This window comes from Paenibacillus sp. ICGEB2008 (genome assembly GCF_000307675.1).
GTDB lineage: Bacteria > Bacillota > Bacilli > Paenibacillales > Paenibacillaceae > Paenibacillus > Paenibacillus polymyxa.
The window spans coordinates 443,254-464,822 of the sequence record NZ_AMQU01000007.1 but is presented as its reverse complement, the minus strand read 5'-3'; the positions used below and the strand labels follow the sequence as shown (position 1 = coordinate 464,822).

7 protein-coding genes are annotated in these 21,569 nt (G+C 49.1%); all 7 read right to left on the bottom strand.

The annotated features are described in order from the left end of the window. From C400_RS28405 to C400_RS0106795, 7 genes are read right to left on the bottom strand one after another with little or no spacing between them, the layout of a single operon-like run. The gene (locus C400_RS28405) at positions 1-921 is read right to left on the bottom strand and encodes a carbamoyltransferase C-terminal domain-containing protein (RefSeq protein WP_269800340.1); all 921 of its coding nucleotides are present in this window, start codon (positions 919-921) and stop codon (positions 1-3) included. Positions 922-947: 26 nt separating this feature from the next. Then, on the bottom strand, positions 948-1,634 hold the full coding sequence (locus C400_RS27505; protein ID WP_269800339.1) for a carbamoyltransferase N-terminal domain-containing protein: 687 nt from the start codon (positions 1,632-1,634) through the stop codon (positions 948-950). A gap of 42 nt (positions 1,635-1,676) precedes the next feature. After that, positions 1,677-5,711: a type I polyketide synthase gene (locus tag C400_RS0106815; RefSeq protein WP_017426438.1), complete on the bottom strand. Its 4,035-nt coding sequence runs from the start codon at positions 5,709-5,711 to the stop codon at positions 1,677-1,679. Between the two features lie 3 nt (positions 5,712-5,714). Then, positions 5,715-7,739, bottom strand: a complete 2,025-nt coding sequence (locus tag C400_RS0106810; protein ID WP_017426437.1) for a non-ribosomal peptide synthetase — start codon at positions 7,737-7,739, stop codon at positions 5,715-5,717. Between the two features lie 5 nt (positions 7,740-7,744). Further along, positions 7,745-8,956 (bottom strand): pyridoxal phosphate-dependent aminotransferase, encoded by a 1,212-nt coding sequence (locus C400_RS0106805; RefSeq protein WP_017426436.1) that lies wholly within the window; start codon positions 8,954-8,956, stop codon positions 7,745-7,747. 31 nt (positions 8,957-8,987) lie between these two features. Then, on the bottom strand, positions 8,988-13,910 hold the full coding sequence (locus tag C400_RS0106800) for a condensation domain-containing protein (protein WP_017426435.1): 4,923 nt from the start codon (positions 13,908-13,910) through the stop codon (positions 8,988-8,990). Then, positions 13,907-21,532, bottom strand: coding sequence for a non-ribosomal peptide synthetase (locus tag C400_RS0106795; protein ID WP_017426434.1), 7,626 nt, complete (start codon positions 21,530-21,532; stop codon positions 13,907-13,909). Before C400_RS0106795 ends, C400_RS0106800 begins: the two co-directional genes overlap by 4 nt. Positions 21,533-21,569 lie beyond the last annotated feature (37 nt).

Sequence of the window (21,569 nt, the reverse complement as noted above, 5' to 3'; positions counted from 1 at the left end):
CTACTGCTTTTCGTATAACGTTTCATTGCACCAGACATATCGGGTTCCGTTCCACTCGGATGCAGAACGCACATCCGGGAAAAAACCGCTGCCAAGCAGATTGGCACTGGTATTGCACAGGACTGGAATACCGCTTAATTTCTCGTACGTATGCAGCAAATCATAAATTAGCGGATTGTCCTCCCGACTTACTGTTTGCAAGCGTGCTGTGCCATCCAGATGACGGATTGCCGGAATGCGTTCCACCCATTCGTCACGCAGCATATGGTCAAACAGCATATACGGATCGCGGGTTCCTGGCGAAAAAATAGCAGGCGCATGCTCCTCTATACAGATTGGTGAGACTGGACGATAGTCCTCCCGTTGCTTAATGGCATTTAGGCGGTCTTTCATATCCGGTCGAACGGCAGCTGCCAGTATACTGCGATTCCCCAGCGCACGTGGTCCCAGTTCCGCCCGATCATTCAGCACGACAACCGGCTCATCTGTCGTATGCAGCAGCTCTGCGAGCTGTGACACCGTACAAGCACGTGATTCCCAGCCTTCCGCTGGATCATTTTGGATGACCATCGGCCCGCTGTATACAGACCAATTCAAATGGGGATGACCTGTCTGATGAATCATCTCACAACAAGCAGCACCAATGGCCGAGCCTGTGTCATTCGTAAATGGAGAAACAAACACATCATCAAATAACCCGCTTTCTCGAATCGCACTGTTCCATTTAATATTCAGAGAACAGCCTCCTATAAAGCAAAAGTTCTTTGTTTTGCGCCCATGCTTGGTCACACTCGCCTCCAGCGAGGTTACAAGAAGCTGCTCCAAATACTGATGGAAAGACGCCAAAGCGTCTGCATGCGGAATATGATGCTCATCTACATATCGCTTGATTTCCTGGGAAAAGGTCCAGTTAAACTCCATGGAGGGTGAAAAATGCCGCGCATACGTCAACTCAAACTGCTCGAGCAGCTCTGAACGTACCCGCCCCTTGCTATATAGGCCATAACCTTGCCCGCTACCGAAAGATCATCCACACGTGGTCCTTGTCCTCCGCGAAGGAAAGGCTCAAAGTGCAGCGAAAACAGTGAATAAATGTTGCCGATGTACATGAAGAGAGGGCCCAGGTTTTCTAATCTTTCGTTCGCTGGATCAAAGTAATAAAAACGCGGGTACATACCTCCATCGTATACAAGCGCGTAAGACGGCTCCTTGTTCACCGCATAAGGGCTCGCACAATAGGTGCTGGCGATATGTGTGGTTGCATGCATATAGCTGGTATAATCGAAGGATTTCTCTCCAATAACAAGTCCACTGCCCGAATAGGCTTGGAGTGCGTCCGCTGAAAGCGATACTTCGCGGTAAGGCGCAACCGAAAGGGACAACTCCTGCCCATGAGAACGCGTATCCACCCTGCTTTCCTTCAATCCGGCCCAGCCGTCAATAACAAACCGATCCACATCTGCCGAGGTATAGCCATGCAGGTTAAGTGCTTCTTCAACAAAATCTAAATCAGGAATTTCGCTGTAGCGTTTGTTGTTATTGAATTTTTCAACTTCATAGCTGAAAATAAGCTTGTTATCCTCAATCAAGGCTACACTACCATCATGCGTTAATTTCAGTCCGCAGAATAACATGTTCCTTTCACTCCTCACCTGTTAGCCCAACACAAACCCGTTTTATTGTTCAGCCTCAGCAAAATGACGTGGTAATACCGGAATGATATCTTCCTCTTCAGAACCGCTGCGATTGGATTCATCGATCCAAGTTCCCAGCCCGGCCACTGTCGGCTCCTGAAAAAAGACCTGAATCGGCACATCTATGGCCAGCTGGTCTTTGATTTTAGCAATGACACTCATCAGCATCAGGGAATCTCCATTTTCAAAAAAGTCCTGGTGTATGCTAATTTCCTCATGTCCTAGCACCTCGCCCCAAATCTGACCTAGCTGCCGTTCCGTTTCCGAATAGACCTCTCCGTCACGACCGATCAAGGTCACTTGGATGTGAGACTGCATGTACACTCCAGTGTTCGCAAGCTGTGACTTGGGCTGTAGCGTATGAAATAGCTCTTCCTCAAAAGAAACAAATTTAGCACCCAGCTTCACATTTCGCTGAATCATATCGTTCAGAGCTTCATTAGAAGTAATGAACTGCTTCAGCTCCTGATAGGACTCCAGCAGATGGCTGTAGGCTTCTGACTCTTGCTCGTTATGTCCCTGTGCTTGCTCTGTAATTTCCTTTGTTAAGTCTGGGGAAAAGTGAACCTTGAGCAGCGTCAGCACTTGAGCCAGCTTCTGGCTGCGAATGTTGGCGATGACCGCTTGGGTCAGTTTATATTGCAAAAGCCGATCAAGCAGCTTTCCATAGTCCTCGGACGAAATCGGCTGAGATAACATACGTTGATCCATCAGTTCGTTCGGTGTATCCCCCATCTCCAGATCCGACCAGTTGATCGCCATCACTTCCATGCCGCGACGGCTCTGATAGTGGGCATACTGATCCAGAAATGCATTCGCAGCAGCATAGCTGCCCAAACCTACGCCTCCCAGTTGCGAAGCCACTGACGAGAACAGAATGTAAAAGTCCAGCGTCTGCTCCTTGGTCACCTCGTTCAACACCCATGTTCCGGTCACCTTGGCTTCCATGGTTCGCTGAAATGCGGCGGTATCCATCTGTTCCAGACGAACCTCCTCCAAATGCATCGCGGCATTAATAACCCCCTGAATTGGACCGTAACGTGCATGTATATCCTCAACGACCTTCTTCATGGAAGCCAGGTGCGTGATATCTGCTGCATAGTAGCTAACTTCGGAGCCAAGGCTTTCAATCTCCAACAGTCGGCGGATTTTCTTCGCAATCGCAGAAGTGTCCGGTCCTACAGCTCGTTCCTGCCAAGTTCCCCGGTCTGGAAGCTCTGTCCGATTGACCAGCACTAGCTTTACATTGGCCTGGCGGGCAAAATAGCGGCAAGTCTCCAGTCCTACCGAACCGGCTCCCCCGGCTATCAAATAGACACCGCCCTCGCGTAGCGTAATTTTGCGGCGTGGAAGGGCTGCAAGCCGCATCCGTTCCAGCTGTTGTGTATACCGCTGACCGCCACGCCATGCTGAACCTTGATCTGCTTCATCCCGATTCAATTCCAACATGATTTCCCGAGCGATGTCGGAATTCTCCCGTCCGATTGTTTCTACATCCATACAGCTACAACGGTGCTGGCTATATTCCTGTGAAACGACCTTCATCAATCCCCACAGAGGCGCTTTTTCCGGGAACACATATGTATCCTCCGCTACGACCAGCTGTGCGTAGTTCGAGACGACCTTGATTTCCAACGAGCGATGAATCGAACTTGCTTGCACTGCCTTCATTAAATAAAAAAGACTTAAAACTCCTTGCTCCTGACTTTCATTCAAATCGTCGAGTTTCCGCATGCGACTACGAATTTCGGTACATGTCCACAGATGCACGATGCCAGCAAGCTCTGCTCCCCCTTGCGTTTCGGACTCTGCCACGGCTGCAAGCAGCTTGGCATAATCCTCCGCAAAGCCGGGACGAATCCGATAATGTCCCGGATCTACGACCGAAAAAGCAGATGCAGCCTCTACAATGATCGGCGTTTCTCCTTGGGCCTTCATCAACTCACCAAGTGAATCAGCGACCCCTTCTTCATCCGCCAGAATAAGCCAAGATTTCCCGGCAGAAGGCCGCTCTGGGAGGGTAGAATCCGTGAGAGGACTGGCTATCCAATTCAGTTCATAAAACCAATGATCCACCTGTTTCTCCGGTTCAGATTTCATGGCTGGAGAAGTCGCTTCGTGCTCTAGCGCATGCTCGGGAATATACTCCACCCAATGCCGCTTTCCTGAAAATGGATAGACAGGCAAAGGAACACGGCGCCTTTGCTCCAAATCATGCAGGGCAGCCCAATTGATCTCGCTACCTTGCATATATTCATCTACAACCTGCTCCAGACTGGTGTCGGGCTGCACCTTAAAGCTTTTCTCTTCACGGGTTGTCAGACGGGTATAATAAATCCTCTCTCCCGCCAAAGCTGGACGCACAGCTTCATCTGCGTTTGCAAAACGCTCTATCCCTTCCCTAAGCTCATCAAGGCTTGTAGCTACAATTGCAAGCCGATAAGCATAGTGCCCGCGTCCCTGATTGCTTGTGAAACAAATATCTGGCAGTGTATGAGTTGTACGGTCCAAAAATGTACGGTAACGGTCAACCAAAGCATTGAAGGAAGCTTTGCTCTTGGCAGACAACGTAAATACGTACGGCACGTCTTCTACACTGGCGGACAGGCTCCGCTCATCCTGCTCATATTCTTCTAATATGACATGGCAGTTGGTCCCTGCCAGACCAAAAGCACTGACCCCCGCCCGCCGTGGTACTCCTGCCTCCGTCTCCCATGGAACCAGCTCTGTATTCACATATACAGGCGATTCGATGAAATTAATGTGCGGATTCGGCTCGTTAAAATGTAGGGTTGCCGGAATCTCCTTCTTTTGCAACAACAGCACCGTTTTGATCAGACCCGCAATACCAGCTGCGGTGTCCAAATGACCGATGTTTGTTTTTACCGCACCCAGAGCACAAAAATGCCGCTTGTCCGTGTAGCTGCGGAAGGCATTGGTAATGCCTTCGATCTCAATCGGATCACCTAGACGAGTTCCTGTACCGTGAGCCTCGATGTAGGTTACTGTTTCAGGGGGTATGCCCGCATTGCGCCAAGCTTCCTTCATCAGCTCCGTCTGAGCCAAGGCACTTGGGGCGGTAATACCGTTGGACTTTCCATCTGAATTCATGGAACTCCCTTTAATAACGGCGTAGACATGATCCCGATCCTTCTTGGCCTTTTCCAGCGTCTTCAGTACAATGACTCCAAATCCCTCGCCCCAGACAGTTCCATTCGCTGCAGCATCGAAAGTACGAGCGACAGAATCAGGAGAAGCAATGCCGATATCCACCAGACCCTCGTCTACAGGAAACAGGGTTAGGTTTAGTCCTCCAGCTACAGCCATGTCGCAATCTCCTGTAATCAGCCCTTTAACCGCATGATGTACAGCGGCCAAAGATGCCGAGCAAGCAGTATCAATCAGATGACTGCCGCTGGCGAGATTCAGCAAGTAGGCCACCCGACTGGCTACGACTGAAATGGTATTGCCGGGCAAAGCATAAGGCTCCATGTTCTGAATCAACTGCAAGTAGTCGGCATCCGTATCCCCTACGTACACCCCGGTCCGTGAGCCATACAATTCCTTTTCGGCGTATCCAGCATCCTCCAGTGCTTCCCAGGTAACTTCGAGGAAAATGCGCTGCAAAGGGTCCATACAACGGGCTTCCGCTGGCGTGATATTAAAATATTCTGCATCAAAACGGTCAATATGGTCCAAATACGCTCCTCTGCGATACTTAATCTCAGGCGCATATCGTTTGCCTTTAAAATAATCTCGAATAGGCCGATCTACATCCGCTCTGCGACTTTCCGGAAATTCTCTTACGGCATCCATGCCGTTTACGAGATTATCCCAAAATTCATCCGTTCCATTCGCCCCCGGAAAACGGCAAGCCATCCCCACAACAGCAATATCATCGACTTTTACCGTTTTGGCCTCATTTTCGAATAGCTCTTTTAGCATCGGCAGAGCTTCTGTTTTGGAGAGATGTTTTGCAGCCACCTGAGCTAGCAAGTAATTCTGAACCCGTTTCATATGTTATCCCTCCTTCAGATGGTCCAGCGCCCGTATAGACTGGCTTACATCCAGTGAGCCATCTTCAATTTGGTCCAGCAGGCTCATGAGATCCTGATCCAGCTGTTCGTCATCCTTGGATTGATTTTCAAAATGATTCATATACGCTGCAATCGTAGGATAGGAGAACAGCTCAGCGACCGTCGCCTTGCTGCCCAGCGCGTGTTGCATCTTACGATGCAGTCGAACAATCGAGATGGAATTGCCGCCGATTTCAAAAAAACTGTCATGAATGCCGACGTCCTCCGGACTTATATTTAAAATTCCGGCCCAGATTTTGGCCAGCATATGTTCTCTCTCGTTACGGGGCGCCACATATGCGGTTGAACGATGAACTCGCCGCTCCGGCTGTGGCAGATTTTTGCGATCAATCTTTCCGTTAGGAGTAAGCGGCATCTCCAGCAGTTCCATAAAAAATCCTGGAATCATATACTCAGGCAATAATTCACGCAGGTGAGTTGTCAGATCATCCACTTCGAGCCCTTTTTCCAGCGATGTAAAATAACATAAAAGATTGGTTACACCAAACTCATCAGTTTGGGCAACTACAGCCGTTTCCTTAATCCCTGGAAAGACAGATACAGCCCGTTCCACTTCTTTCAGCTCTACGCGATATCCTCGCACCTGAACCTGATCATCCTTACGTCCGCTGTACTCCAGGATGCCATCTGGTCGTAACAAGCCCAGATCTCCCGTACGATATAATCTTTCGCCCGTTTTGGGATGCTGGGTAAAAGCCTTGTCAGTGGCTTCCGGCTTATTCCAGTACCCCGCCGTCAGACCAATGCCGCCGATACAAATTTCGCCTTTGACCTCAAAGGGGCACACCTGCCCCTCCTTATCCAAAATATAGACATGCGTGTTCGCAAGCGGCCTGCCCAATGGAATACTCAACTCACCTTCAGCCGGAGATGCGTCAATCAGGTAACAGGTTGCATAAATAGCTGACTCGGTCATGCCGTAAATGTTGGCAATCTTGGCTTCCTGGAACGTGCTGTACCAGTCTCGCACCCCATTGACGAGCAAAGCTTCGCCTCCATTGAATACCCACTTTAGTTCCGGCAGCGGATGGTCTGTCTCATCGGTCGGAATCGCATCCAAAAAGAGACTCATCTGGGCTGGAACAAACTGGGTAATGGTAACCTTGTCATCTCGCAGCTGTTCATAGAGCCTTTGTGGATCTTTGACCGTATCCGAACTGAAAATGGACAGCTTGGCTCCATAAATCAAGGGCCAGAAGAACTCCCATACCGAGTCGGTGAAGCTGGCGGAAGTCTTCTGCGCAATCACATCTGCTGCGGCCAGACAGAAAGTATCCTGCAACCAAAAAAGCGTGTTCAGCACAGCCTTATGCGTCATCATGACTCCTTTGGGATCTCCCGTGGAGCCTGAGGTGTAAATCAGATATGCCAGATCATTTTCACAGGCAGGACAGTGCCATGAAGCCTTTCCCTGGTGCTCCCAATCCGATCGTTGATACACAGTCAGCTTATCTGTTTGCACCTTTGTTTCGTCGAGGCAGACAGCGGTCGTCATACTCTCCGGCAAATCTTCCAGCATCGTCTGCAGTTTGGCAGACTCGGTGATCAGCACACTGCAGGCACTGTCGCGCAGCATATATTGAATCCGTTTTTTCGGATAATCCGGATCAATAGGTACATAGGCCGCCCCTGCTTTTAATACACCGAAAACAGCCACCAAAAGCTCAATTCCCCGTTCCGCTACCACCGCTACCCGCTGGTTAGGCCGCACACCTACTGCGTACAGTAGGCGGGCCATTCGGTTCGCTTGTTCCTCCAGTTCGGCATATGTGATGGAAGAACCATATTCTTCGATAGCAGTATGCTGAGGGGTTTTCGCGACCTGACGGACAAACAAATCAGGAATCGTCAGCTGTTCCTCATAAGCCTTGCTGGTCTGATTCATCTCCGCAATGACGCGTTCCTCATTTGCCGATAGAATTTCAAATGCATCAAAATCTAGATCCATAGGAGCTACTCCTGAACCGGAATTGCAGCAGATCCAGCCGATTGACCTACCAAGCTATTTGTGAAAAAGTCCACTAATCGGTCTATGCCTTCGTTGTATCGCGTTGTAGAGTAGGACAGGCGCAGCATTTTCGGCAATCCAAAATCAGAACCCGGCACTGTCGCCACTTGTTTGGCTCTCATTATTTGTTCCGCCAGCTCCAAACTTGTCTCAATGCCGTGCTCGTCCATGTATTTCTCACAATCAAGTGTGAAGTAAAAGCTACCTTGAGCAGGAATGGCACGTACGAGTGGAACCTCATTGAACCGCTCCACCGTATAATCCCGTCTTGCTCTGTACAGGCTGACCAGTTGCTCAATCTCTTCGGGATGCGCCAATGCTTCGAGCGCGCCAAACTGCACGACAGGGTCAGCTGTCAACAAGGTATGATGCTGTATGACCGTGAGCGGTGTGACCAGCTCGTCAGGAACGATACAGTAGCCAACGCGCCGACTGTACATCCGGTATCCTTTGGAGAAAGCATTCGTCGTAATAAAAGCTGATTTGGTATCCGTCAGCTCCAGTACCGAGGTGCTTCGTTCATCAAAGCAAACATTGGCATAAATCTCATCATTAATGACTACAGCCTGTCCGTCGATGATTTCATCAATGGCGTACAGTTCTTCTTTCGTTAAAATATTGCCTAACGGATTGCCAGGCGAATTAATTACCACAATTTTGGTTTTATCCGTGAAGTTTTCCCTGAAGGAATCCAGATCGAGTGCCAGCGTATCCAGATTAATATCATAGTAGCGAACGTTCGCCCCTACCAATTGAGCGCAGAAATGATACAGGGAATAATACGGACGCGGCAGCAGTACCTCATCCCCTTCTTTCGCTAATAAATAAAACAAATTCCGGAACAAGGCACTGGTGCCCACATTAATCAAGATATTGTTAGGGTTAATATCCAGATCGTAGGTTTTCTTGTATTCCTCCGCCAAAGCTTCCTTTAATTCCGGCAAGCCCGGTGGGAATACAAGCGAGCTTTTTTCAAAGGTATCTAATGCATCCTTCATCGACTGAATAATATCCTCGTGCAAAGGTAGCTCGGATTTTCCCAAGGTCATCCGAATGACCTCCTTGGAGCCGTTTTTCTCAAATTCATAAGCCATTTGATCCAGAACGAACATTAAAAACCGATTGTCGTAAAATTCAATAGATGATCTCAATTCCATTTGTAATTGCCTCCTTTGAATGAAACGCACGTTAATGGGATACTTTGGACAGGCTAGACACACTACCAGCAATGGTCTTGATTATTTTGTGATACCTCTCCAACATAGAGTGAACATAAGAAGATTCCAGCAAAGCGGTATTCCACCTCAGGGAACAGGTCAGTCCGGTTGTTAATCTCACAACAGACAGTTGCAGTGCTGCTGGTTCTGAGGGATATACACGTAATCCCACTTCCCCTATCACAGGTAAAGAGCTCGTGCAGTCCTCTTCGCAAAAGATGACGTTAAAACGGGTTGAATCCTCCGCCCCGCTCTTCAACACATTAGGGTCCAGCAGCAAATGAAACGGATATAAAACGGCTTGAAGTGCAGCTTGATGCTTGTCCTTCACTTTTTCTAGCAAAGGATTAAACGACGAAAGCCCCTCCATTGAAACTCTGACTGGCACAGGATGCTGGATGCGTAAAGGTACTCCGCTCCCCTGCACCGGATGTCCCTCGGGATGAACGACATGGATCAAAAGCTCCTCCGCTTGCGTCAATTGCCGCAGCAGCAGGAAATAACAGGCGAATAAAATGTCTGTAACACTACTATCATGACTGGAGGCAAAAGTGTGCAGAGCCTCAGTCTCCTCTGTGGCGAGGGTCAACTCGATGGAATCCCATTCAGACGTTGCAGAAGCATCTTCTCCTCGTTTGAACGGCAATCCGATTTGAGGAAGCGGATTTCGTAAAGCTTCGGTCCAGTACGCTTTTTGCGGCTCCAAATATCCTTCCTGCAACAACTGATGCTGCCAATAGGTAAAGTCAATCTGCGGTATGGGCTGAAATGTGTGGACTGCATCCACTACCGAATCCGTAACAGCGGCGGAATAGCGGATAAACAGTCGTTCCAGCCAATCTTTCATGTCCAGACATTCCATTAGTAATGGATGAACAGCCACGATCAATTGGCACCGTTCGTTGTTGTCACACCCCAAGCGAACCCGATACAGCGGCCCTTGTCGTGGCTCAAACGGGTTACGATACTCGGCAGCCACACTAGAATCCGCCCAAGAAGCTGCATCCTCCTCTATGACATCCGTGAATGTGTAATCCAACGGAAGATGTGTCTTCACCTGCTGAGTCGGCTCGGAGATCTCTTCCCTGAAGATTATTCTGAGCGTACTGTGTTCGGCTTGCAGTTCTTCCAACACCCTGACAAATAACGTCTGATCCACCTTGCCTGTCCACGCTGCACAAACGATCACATGAGGAGTTGATCCCCGATGTCGCCATAACTGCTTTTGGTAAAAAGATAAAGGATGCCACTCAGCCTCTGGTCGCGGACAAATCGGAGGAATCGCAAAAGTGGAGTCCTTTGCTCGTCGTTTCCGCTTCATGTTGTCCGCTTCCTCAGGTGAAAAAATCCGGTACTCCGCCAAAGCTTGTTCAGGCTGGTCCAGAATCTGGTCGATCAGGCTGAGCAAGTGTCGTGCAAGTGTAGTGATTGTCTGTTGGTGAAACAACCGGGAATAATACTCAAAGGTGCAATTTAGCTCTCCCTGCATCCCTTGAAAAATGTCGAGCTTCAAATCCATGGTTGAGCTGTGTTTGGCCCAGTCCACCATGTCCAGCGTCACATCTCCCATCGTAAATTGGGTCCTCTGCATCCCCTGATTATGTAAAATAAGCATGGTGTCAAAAATAGGGTTGCGTGAAAGATCACGTTTCTGATCCAGGTGCTCCACCATCTTTTCAAATGGATAATCCTGATGATCATACGCAGCTATAGTCCGATGAGCCACCTCCTTTAAAAAGTCTGTAAAGCAGCGCTCTCCTGCCGGAGTATTACGAATAGGCAAATAGTTCGTAAAAAGACCTATCGTATGCTCTACCCCCGTATAACGTCTTCCAGCAATGAGAGAACCTACAATGACATCCTCCTGCCCTGTGTATTGATACAGCAGCACATTGTATACAGCCAGAAGTGTCATATATAGCGTAGCCCCGTGTTCTTGTCCCAGGGCTCGCAAGCGGTCAGCAGCTACCTTGTCAATCGTGAACGAATACATGCCCCCTTCAAAAGTCATCACAGGCGGCCGTGGATAATCACTGGGCAGATTCAGAACCGGTAGTCCTGCCTCCCGCCCTTCCGTTAACGTCTTCAGCCAAAATTTCTCCTGTTTCAGCAACTGCTCGCTGTGCAGAAAAGCATTTTGCCATACTGCATAGTCCTTATACTGAATACGTAGCGGTGGCAAGCTCTGCCCGCTATAAAGACTGGTAAATTCCCGAATGAGGATTTCCATGGAAACACCATCTGAAACAATATGATGCATGTCAAACATCAGCAAATGCTTGTCCTCTTCATCACGCTGATCCGTTAATCGCAGCAAGCATACACGAAGTAAAGGCGCCTCTCCCAAGGAAAACGGCTGTACAAATTCTTCCATCAGCTTTTGCACATCGGCTTCTTCTGAAGCCACTCCCAGTGATATCGCAAGCTCAGCTTCCGGAAGAACACTTTGCACAATTTCATCCTCTGCGACATCAAACACTGTCCGAAAGGATTCATGACGATGAATGATCGCAGCAAATGCGTCTTTTAAGCGCTCCACGTCCAAACGCCCAGTGATCATAGCCGCTCCGGGCATGTTGTAGCTCAAATTATCTTCTGCCAGCTGCTTCAGAATAAACTGACGCCGCTGTGCGTTGGATACGGGGTAAAATGCTTGTGGAGACACTGGTTCGATAGACGGGTAATCCGTTGTTTCTCCTCCTGAAACAAGCTTGGCAAGCTCACGAATACAAGGGTGTCCAAACAAATCAACCAATGTAATTCTCGTGTGGAACACCTGACTGATGGCTGTAATCAGATCCGTAGCCAGCAGTGAGTCTCCACCCAATTCGAAGAAATCAGCATCTATAGAGAGCTCGTCAATACCCAAAATCCGTCCCCAAATGCGTGCCAGCCTGTCTTCCGTTTCCGTCGGAACATACCCATCACGAAAGGAAACACGTACTTCGTTATAGGCTGTCAACTGTTCGTTACGACCACGGCTTCGACGTTGGATCGGCGGCTCTACCCAGTAGCGCTGCTTGTCCCAGGCGTATGTAGGCAAAGGAACTTTGACACATCCGTCTGCCGAATAATCCTCCAACCAGCGTCTGTTCTCTCCGTTAACATATCGCCGGGCAATCATTCGTGCATCTGTATCCAGCGTCATTTCTGCCAGGGGCAGGGGCTCGCTATATATAGTGCAAAAAATCCCCTGTTGCTCCAGCCCTGTTCCATCCTGACAGACCAATGCGTTATAAGCCTGGCGCAGCTTTGAGCAAAGACTGATCCGATCCGAAACTGGAATTGCCAATCGATAAGCATGATGCTCTCTGCCCGTGTTCAGGACATAACAGATATTTTCCAAAGACGGAATATCGTCACTCTCCAAAAAATCAATATATCGGGCAGTCAATCTTCGCAGTGAATCCTCACTATATGCCGAAAGCGTAAATACTCGTTCCTCACTGCAAGGTACATCGGAGGACGATGATAATGAGGGCCTGCTGACCGGATACTCCTCCAGCACCACGTGACAATTTGTACCGCTTAATCCCCATGAACTGATACCCGCTCTCAGCGGAATCCCGTCCTCACTTCGCCAATCAGCTAGCTTTGTATGAATATAGACCGGAGAACTATGCAAGTTCATCAACGGATTGGGATACGCAAAATGCAGGGTAGGCGGAAGTTTTTTATGCTGTAAAGCCAGAATCATTTTAATTAGCCCTGCCATGCCCGAGACCGAATCCAGATGACCGATATTGCTTTTGACTGAGCCGATTCCACAAAATTGTCTTTTTTGCGTATACCTGCGAAAAGCATTTGTAATCCCTTTGATTTCAATCGGATCTCCAATTTTGGTCCCTGTTCCATGAGCCTCAATGTAAGAGATCGTCGACGGATCAATGCCTGCACGCTTCCAAGCCTCTACAATCACTTCTTCCTGGGCTCGGGCATTCGGGGATGCCAATCCGTTGGAAGCACCATCCTGATTGATAGCACTTGCTTTAATCACCGAGTAAATATAATCGTGATCCTTCTCAGCTTGTTCCAGTGGCTTGATTAGAACAACGCCACAACCTTCACCCCATCCCGTACCATCGGCATCAGCGTCGAAGCTGCGTGATTGTCCTTGCGACGAGGTGATCCCAAGCCCTCCCGGTTCCAATCTGGTGGGTAAAGCGCCAATGGCTACTCCGCCCACCAAAGCCATACTGCAATCTCCAGCAAGCAATCCTTCACATGCAAGATGCAAAGCGACAAGAGAGGAGGAGCAGGCGGTCGCTACACTGAGTGCAGGCCCAGATAGATTCAAGGCATAAGCCAGACGGCTTGCGATCACGGGCGGAAAATTCCCGACAAAAGCGGTGGATGAATCACTTTCGATCAGCTCCTTGTACCTCGCTTCACTATAGCCGACATATACGCCCATCCGTGAGCCACGGATACGTTCTCCGCCATAACCTGCATCCTCAATGGCCTCATAGCCGGTTTCCATAAACATACGCTGCTGTGGGTCCATATATTTGGCTTCCCCTGGAAGAATATTAAAGAATGCAGCGTCAAACGTATCTATTTCGTCTAGATAGCCTGCTGGCATATACGGCCCTTGATTGTGTTCATCCAAAAAAGGACGGATCAGTTCCAAACGTGAGCTTGGAAACGTTCGTATCCCATTCAGACCATGAACCAGATTGTTCCAATATTGCTCCTTGGTATCTGCTTGCGGGAATCGTCCAGCTACGCCGATGATGGCTATATCCCTGTTGCGGTTTATCCCCTCGTGGACTGCAGACGATGACGCAGCTTTGAGCTGAACTTGATATTGCTTGATCAGAGAATACGCATGCTCTTCAGATAATTCCTGTTTGGCTACAAGCTGCAAAATGGCTTCAACAAACGTATCCCTCATATGCTTTCATATCCTTTCATAGCCTCATCCACTGAAATAGCGTCCTCCTTTACCCGCTTGATCAGACTCCGCAAATCCTCATCCGCATGGTCAAGGTCAGAAGCTTTGACCGATGATTGCGGGCCTTCGGTTATCACTTCTCTCGTACTGGCAGCAAGCCTGCCTTCTATAAATTGCGCCAGCTGTGAAACTGTACCGTATGAGAACAGGTCTCCGGCCTCCACTTCAGGATCAACCCGTTCATTCAGAAGACTCAGCACTTTTAAAATAAGCAGGGAATCCCCACCAATTTCAAAAAAATGTTGACTCACATCAATTTCCTCGTATCCCAGCACCTCGGCCCAAATTTGAGCAATCTGCTGTTCCAATTCTGTGTAAGGTTCTGTCGATTTCCCTTTCAGACTGACCTTCACATCTGTCACCAAACGGTTAGGCTTGACGAATGACGGAGCTCCTACCTCCTTAGTGGATTGCGGTACAGCTCGATGTCGATCCGTCAGCATATCCGGTGCAAGCTGAATTTTCATCATCGGCGCCCATTCACGGAGCTTCTGTGTATCAAACTTGCCAATAGCCACTTGATCCAGCGGACAAGACAAGCTCATGTGGAAAGCAGCCAGTGCATCCGGTACAGGCATATAATCCATACAGCCTGGTCCTGTAAGTCCCTCCCATGCGTACCAGTTGATTGCCAACGTCGTTTGCCCCCGCATGTTCCGCTGTGCGCTGAAGGCATCCATAAAAGTGTTGGCAGCCGCATAATCACCACCGCCAGCTCCGCCCCATAGCGAAGCTACCGAAGAGAAGAGAACGAAGAAATCTGTCTCTTGCTCAGCAAGAAGCTTATCCAGTACTAACGTGCCATGAATTTTAGGGCAAAGTACCTTCCTAAAGTCATCCCTATTCTGAACTTCCAGCGGCCGGCTGGTATCGCCGCTAGCTGCTGCGCAATGAACCACTCCTTTAACGGGGCCAAAACGAGCTTGCACATCTTCAAAAATCAGCTGCACCTGCCTAAAATCAGACACATCTCCCGCGTAGTAATGGACCTGTGAGCCGTGTTTTTCCATATCTACAAAGGCTGACAACTTACGATAAGTTGCAGCATCAGCTTGTCTTTCCACCGGATCATTTATAATTTGTGACCAATGCTCTTTTTCCGGCAGCTCTGTCCGATTCAGAATGACCAGATGGATCGGGGCTTGCTGGGACAAATACCGGCAGACCTCAAGTCCCAAGCCTCCTGCACCACCAGTCACGATATACACCGCACCCGGACGAATGGTGACGGAACGCCGAGCTGGAATATTCGGATGATTCCGGGTATCCGGGGTGCTTACCATGTCCGATTCCAGACGAGCCATGCCTTGGATATATCGTTCCTGACGGATGACAACGAATGAGTCTGTTTTATTTTCTTGCAGCTCGGTCATGATCAGATCCGCAACTTGCTCCCTTGTGTGATGGATCGTATCAACATCCAGTCCGAAACATTGCAATTGTGGATGCTCCTGAGAAATAACCTTCACTAAACCGTGAATCGCAGATTTTTCAGGTGATATATACTGTTCATCCGAAATCCGCTGTGTAAAGTTCGAGACCACTCGCAAATCGAGCGTTTCATGTAAGCCCTGATGCAGTAATGCTTTAGTCAGAAAATAAAGGCTATAAACACCTGACTCCAAAGCAACATCAACAGTTTCAATATTGACTGGAATTAACGGGAGATCTGTGCAAGTCCAGAGATGAACGATTCCGTTCAGGTGCTGATTACGTTGTCTCAGTTCACTCATGAGTTGAAGGTAATCTGCTTCTACCCCTGCCCGGATGGTGTATTGATGATGGCTCTGTTTTTCAAACATTTGCCCCGTCTCTACGATCACCACCTGATGACCAGAATGCGCCAATCGAAGCGCCAGCTCGTCACCAATTCCCAGCTTGTCTTTAAAGATTAGCCAGTTCCCCTGAGCCAGTGCACCTTCTCTTGTCTTCTTCAGTTCTTTTGGAGTCCACCGAACACGGTACATTAAATCTTCGATTGTACTTACCTGTGCTTGTTCACTCATTCGACCGATAATCAGTGCGGTCTCCGCCTTGTCCCGGTTTGACAAACGCACAGGGAAGGTCCGTACTTCCGTGAATTGCTCTTCCTTCAACAACTGCTCCCATGTTTCCGTCGGAACCAGTGGAGAATCCTTTCGTATATCCTGATCTTCGAACAGCCACCATCCCTCTGTCATTCCCCACACGAGATTTTCCGCAGGCTCGTTCTGCACCTTTTCGATCATAAACAGGGCTCCACCAGGGGCAAGTACCTTTTTCAACTGGGACAAGGAGGTTCGCAAACGGCTCGTGGCATGAATCACATTCAGACCAATAATGATATCAAACTGTTCCGGCACAAAGCCTTGCGCCAAAGGATCCTCTTCAATATTAAAAGTCTGATATTGAACAAACGGATACGCTGCAAACTGCTTTTGTGCTTCCAAAATGATGCCTCGTCCCAAATCGGTATAGCAATACTCCACTTGGTGACCTGCTATAGCTGGAAAAAGGACCTTACCCACCGTTCCCGAGCCAGCCCCGACTTCCAGAATGCGGAGCCGTTTTCCCGCTTGTGCTAAAATATGCTGCCTTAATGCGTCCAGCGCCATCGTCTCACACAGATCGCCCAGGGTACGTCCCTGATTGGCAAAGCCCTCCAGAAATTGCGGTGTGCCATCGGGAAACAGTACACTCAAAGGCGATCTTTTCCCCGTTAATACAGCCGGATAGGCGTCCAGACAATACTTCAACACCTTGAAGGTTCCAGCAAATGCCGGATATTGCTCGATGTATTGGGTACATAACACCGACAGGTCGGGAACTGACTGATCAACGGTCAGCATTATATTTTCACCGTCCAAGCGGACGTGGCCCTGCTTCTCTACGAAACGCAGCATGAACCGGAAGAGACGCTGATATGTGGAGGTGATCCCTATCGTATGCAGCATTTCAGACTCTTTGTATACTTTTCCAGGTTCTGTGAGCGTCCCCCATTGCCTGAATAGTTCGATGATAAGCTGGGCCGCAAATTCATCAACCGCCTCTTTATATCCCTGGACTACCGCGAATCCGCTCTCCTCCAATAACCGTTCACCGAATTGAAAAACCATCTCGGTAGCCTGCCAGAAATCAGGAGCTCCCTTCTGCGTGTCAGCGATCAATTCCGCACTGGCTGGTACATCCGGTGATTGCTGAACTTTAGGTTCAACCCAGTAGCGCTTCTCTTCAAACGGGTAGCCTGGAAGAGGGACACGCACCCGGTTCTGTCCGCGATAATAGTCATCCCACTCCAGCTCACTGCCCTGCATATAAGCCTCCACCAAACGTTCCAGTGATTCCGCAGGCTGGACTCTGTACGGCGCTGGATTTCCCCCTGTTTTGCCTATCGTATTTACGTATATTCGTTCGCGATCTAGTAATATGGAAGCCACATTTTGATCGCCCTGCTCTGCAAACAGCTTGAGTTTACGCTGTAATTCTTCCTGCGAGCTGACGACGGTAGCCAAACGATAAGCATCGTTTCCACGACTGATATTGGTGCAGTAACAAATGTCTGCCAAAGCTTCGTGGTTATTTCCCAAATAAGCCGCAAACCTCTCGGCATAAGCGTAGAGCGCTTGTTCGGTCCGGGCAGACAAAGTGAACAAATATTCTTCGCCCGGAGGCGGAGCTTCTCTTTGGAGCGTATATTCCTCCAATACAACATGGCAGTTCGTTCCGCTCAGACCAAATGAGCTTACACCTGCACGACGAATCCCGCATTCAGGCATCCATTCCTGAAGTGACGGAGCGACATAAACCGGAGAATTGACAAAATCAATATGCGGGTTAGGCACTTTAAAATGAAGGGATGCTGGAATCTGGCGTTTGGTCATGGCCAGCACTGCCTTCATAAACCCAGCAATCCCTGCTGCTGAATCCAGATGCCCGATATTGCTCTTGACCGATCCTACCGCACAGAACTGTTTACGATTTGTATAGCGTCCAAAAGCCCGCGCAATGCCTTCCATTTCAATAGGATCGCCTAGCTTGGTGCCTGTTCCATGTGTCTCGATATATGAAATTGTCTGTGGATCAATCCCCGCGCGCTTCCAGGCTTCCTCAATCACATCAGCCTGCGCAGCGGCATTAGGAGCGGTCATTCCGTTGGATCGCCCATCCGAGTTAGCCGCGCTTCCTTTGATCACTGCGTAAATATAATCACCATCAGCCACGGCCTGCTCCAGTGACTTGAGTACAACAGCACCTACTCCTTCGCCACCACCTGTACCGTCCGCCGATGCGTCGTACGCTTTCGTCTTGCCATCAGGCGCGGCGATTCCCATGTTGAAGAGATTTTCATCTACCATCGACAGGTACAGATTGACACCGCCAGCCACAGCCATTTCGCAGCCACCAGACGTGATCTCCTGTACCGCATGATGCACAGCCATGAGTGAAGAGGAACAGGCCGTGTTAATGACCTCTGCCGGGCCTGTCCAATTAAAGACATAAGCAATCCTACCGGCAATCACAGCTTGTAAATTCCCCGGTATAGCAGAGGGCTCAATCTGTGGCATCAGGTCCAAATATTGCGGTGTACCTGTTCCTACAAATACTCCCGTCTTCGACCCGTACACCTCTTTTTCCGAGTATCCCGCATTCATCATTGCTTCCCAAACAACTTGTAACAGCAGGCGCTGCTGCGGGTCCATCATTCGTGCTTCATTAGGAGCTATATGAAAAAATGATGCATCGAATCCATCAATTTGCTCCAGATATGCCCCTTGCGGCAACGAGCCTAACTGTCCAGCTACATTATCTGAACCATGAACTATATCTTGTAACCGATGAGTTGGAATGTCGCGAACAGCATCCACTTCACGACACAGATTGTCCCAGAAGGCATCGCAACTGTCCGCCATGGGAAAACGACAAGCCATGCCAATCACAGCAACATCACCGTGTCTTCCCTTGGCTCCAAGCTCAGCCCTGTGGATATGTTGCCGTCTTGTATCCATTTCGCGAAGGGGTTTGATAGGTTTCTCCACACCGCCGGACTGAATGATTTTGGCCTGCATCGCGATCGTATGATGTGTAAAAAGCTGCGGAATGGTCAGCTGAGTCTTCAGTAAATGGTGGATTCTGCTTTGCAGTCGCACGATAGACAACGAGTTGCCACCTGCTTCAAAAAAACTGTCCTCCACACTAACGGCAGGCACGGACAGCAACTTCTTCCAGATATCCGCCAGTTGTTCCTCCAACTCATTACGTGGTGCCACATATGCACGAGTATGGGCTACTCCAATCCGTTGCAAAGGCAGCGCCTTTTTATCCACCTTGCCATTTGCCGTGACAGGCATGGACTCCAGACAAACTACATGTGCCGGAACCATATAGTCCGGTACATATTGCTTCAGGTACAATTGGATGTCATTGGTTCCTAACGGAGATGCTTTCGAGGTCTTCAGCCTCTTCAATGTATAAAAGGCTGCAAGTTCCTCGGTGTGCTCCCCTGATCCATGCGGGATGACCACCGCTTCTTTGATAGACGGATGACTTCTGAGAAGAGACTCAATCTCTCCCAGTTCCACACGCATTCCTCGGATTTTAACCTGATCATCCGATCTGCCGATAAATTCCAGATTATCGTCTGGCAACCATCTCACCAGATCGCCTGTTTTGTACATCCGCTCTGTTTGGATTCCAAACGGGTTCGGCACAAAACGTTCGTCCGTCAAGCGTGGATTGTATAAGTATCCTCGCGCCAATCCAGCTCCAGCGATGAACAGCTCTCCAGTCGCCCCAAAGGGCAGCAAGCGTTGCTGTGGATCTAGAACATACACCTGATAATTTAATAGCGGCTTGCCTATGGGTAGAGTTGCCCGTTGCTCTACAGGTTGGCATTCATACAAAGTCGTATTAATAGCCGCTTCTGTCGGGCCGTAAATGTTAAACAGCTTGTCTATGTTCAGCTTATCGCGTAATTGCTGTACCAGCTCGCCGCTGCAAACCTCACCTGCCATTATGATAAAAGCAAAAGGATGCTCAATATCCGGTGCCTGCTCCAATAGCACTTCCATTAGTGAAGGAACGGTATTTAACACATTAATCCGTTCCTTCCGTATCAGTCCCCAAAAGACGCTTGGGTCTGTCTTGGCTTCTTTTGGAACTAAGTACAACGTCCCTCCGGTAGCTAAAGGCAAAAAAATCTGCTGCACAGAAGGATCGAATGTGAATGGAGCCATCAAAACATGCCTCAACTCTTCATGGAAATCATAGCTATGTTTCAGCCCAGCCAATTGATTAACAATATGTTGATGCTCTATCATCACGCCTTTGGGCGTTCCAGTCGAGCCTGATGTATATATGACATACGCCATATGATCAGGTCTGCCTTGAACTGGCAGATTGGACGTCTCGCCTGTATAGAAGGCGGGATTGGACAGATCAAGCACTGTTCCTTGAAAAGGATGGGTATCCACATACTGTGACGGTGAAATCAGCAACTCCATCCGACTATCCGTAAAAAGCTGCTGTACCCGCTCTGCTGGAAATGCCGGATCTATCGGACAATACGCACCTCCTGCCTTTAGTACCGCCAGGATCGCTACGATAATCTCCACCGTCGGCTCAGTCATGATGCCGACAATATCATCTGGACCCACTCCATGACGTTGTAAAGCACGGGCAAGTTGATTGGCTCTTGCATTTAGCTCTCTGTAACTAATGCAATATTCTGCTTCGACTACAGCAGCTTGCTCAGGCGTTTGTACCACCTGTTCTTCGAACAACTGATGCAGCATATTCACATCCGTCAGTTCTACAGCCGTCTGATTTAAGCCCTTTACTAGAAGCTCTCGTTGCTGTGGAGCCAGCATATTTGCCGCATCATCCTCCAGAGAAACCGCTGATTTCTTAGGCCATTGAGCCAGAACATACAGCAAGTTGGCAGCAAAGGATTCAAGCAAGGACATCGAGTACACCTCAGGTCGATAAACGAGTTGCAGTATCCGACCTTCTTCTTCGTTCGGTACAAGCTTGATTATCAGATCGAATCGATCCAGGTCATCGACCGCCGTTTGTAATCCCTCATCCACACATGCCAGTTGCCACAGTTCTTGCAGCTCTCTCCCATGAAGAGATGTCCACTTGTCATAGAGAAGGGACAAAGAATTGGCCTGATGGTTCAATGTTCGGGAAAACTCGGCCTTCATGTCTTCGTTTAGCTCACGCCACGTTCGACTTCCTTGAACCCGAGGCTTGAGAAAAAGCAGACTCCCTGGCTCGGATTGGGCCTGTACAAGCGTCGTCGTGCCAATACATATATCTTCTGACTGCGAATAGCGATGAAGCAGCCCAGACAGCGCCGTCAAGAACAAAATAAAACGTCCCAGTTCCGAGCCTTTCGACATTTGATCCAGTTGGCGGATTGTCTCCCTGGGAATAACCCGTTCTAGCGTTTCTCTGCGTGCTCCCGGTTGATAGTTAGACTTGCTTTTGCTTACAGGCAATAATTCCCGCGGCAGATCTTGAGACCATTTTTTCATCCAATATTCTTCAATGATCCGGTCTTTCAGATGCGTACTCTTGTCCATACACACTCCCCTCTCTGTCAACCGTTCCCGGCCTTCA

Coding starts and splice junctions, on each gene's coding strand:
- C400_RS0106805 (WP_017426436.1), bottom strand. CDS start 8,956: ATGGAATTGAGATCATCTATTGAATTTTACGACAATCGGTTTTTAATG.
- C400_RS0106815 (WP_017426438.1), bottom strand. CDS start 5,711: ATGAAACGGGTTCAGAATTACTTGCTAGCTCAGGTGGCTGCAAAACAT.
- C400_RS0106810 (WP_017426437.1), bottom strand. CDS start 7,739: ATGGATCTAGATTTTGATGCATTTGAAATTCTATCGGCAAATGAGGAA.
- C400_RS27505 (WP_269800339.1), bottom strand. CDS start 1,634: ATGTTATTCTGCGGACTGAAATTAACGCATGATGGTAGTGTAGCCTTG.
- C400_RS0106800 (WP_017426435.1), bottom strand. CDS start 13,910: ATGAGGGATACGTTTGTTGAAGCCATTTTGCAGCTTGTAGCCAAACAG.
- C400_RS28405 (WP_269800340.1), bottom strand. CDS start 921: ATGGAGTTTAACTGGACCTTTTCCCAGGAAATCAAGCGATATGTAGAT.
- C400_RS0106795 (WP_017426434.1), bottom strand. CDS start 21,532: ATGGACAAGAGTACGCATCTGAAAGACCGGATCATTGAAGAATATTGG.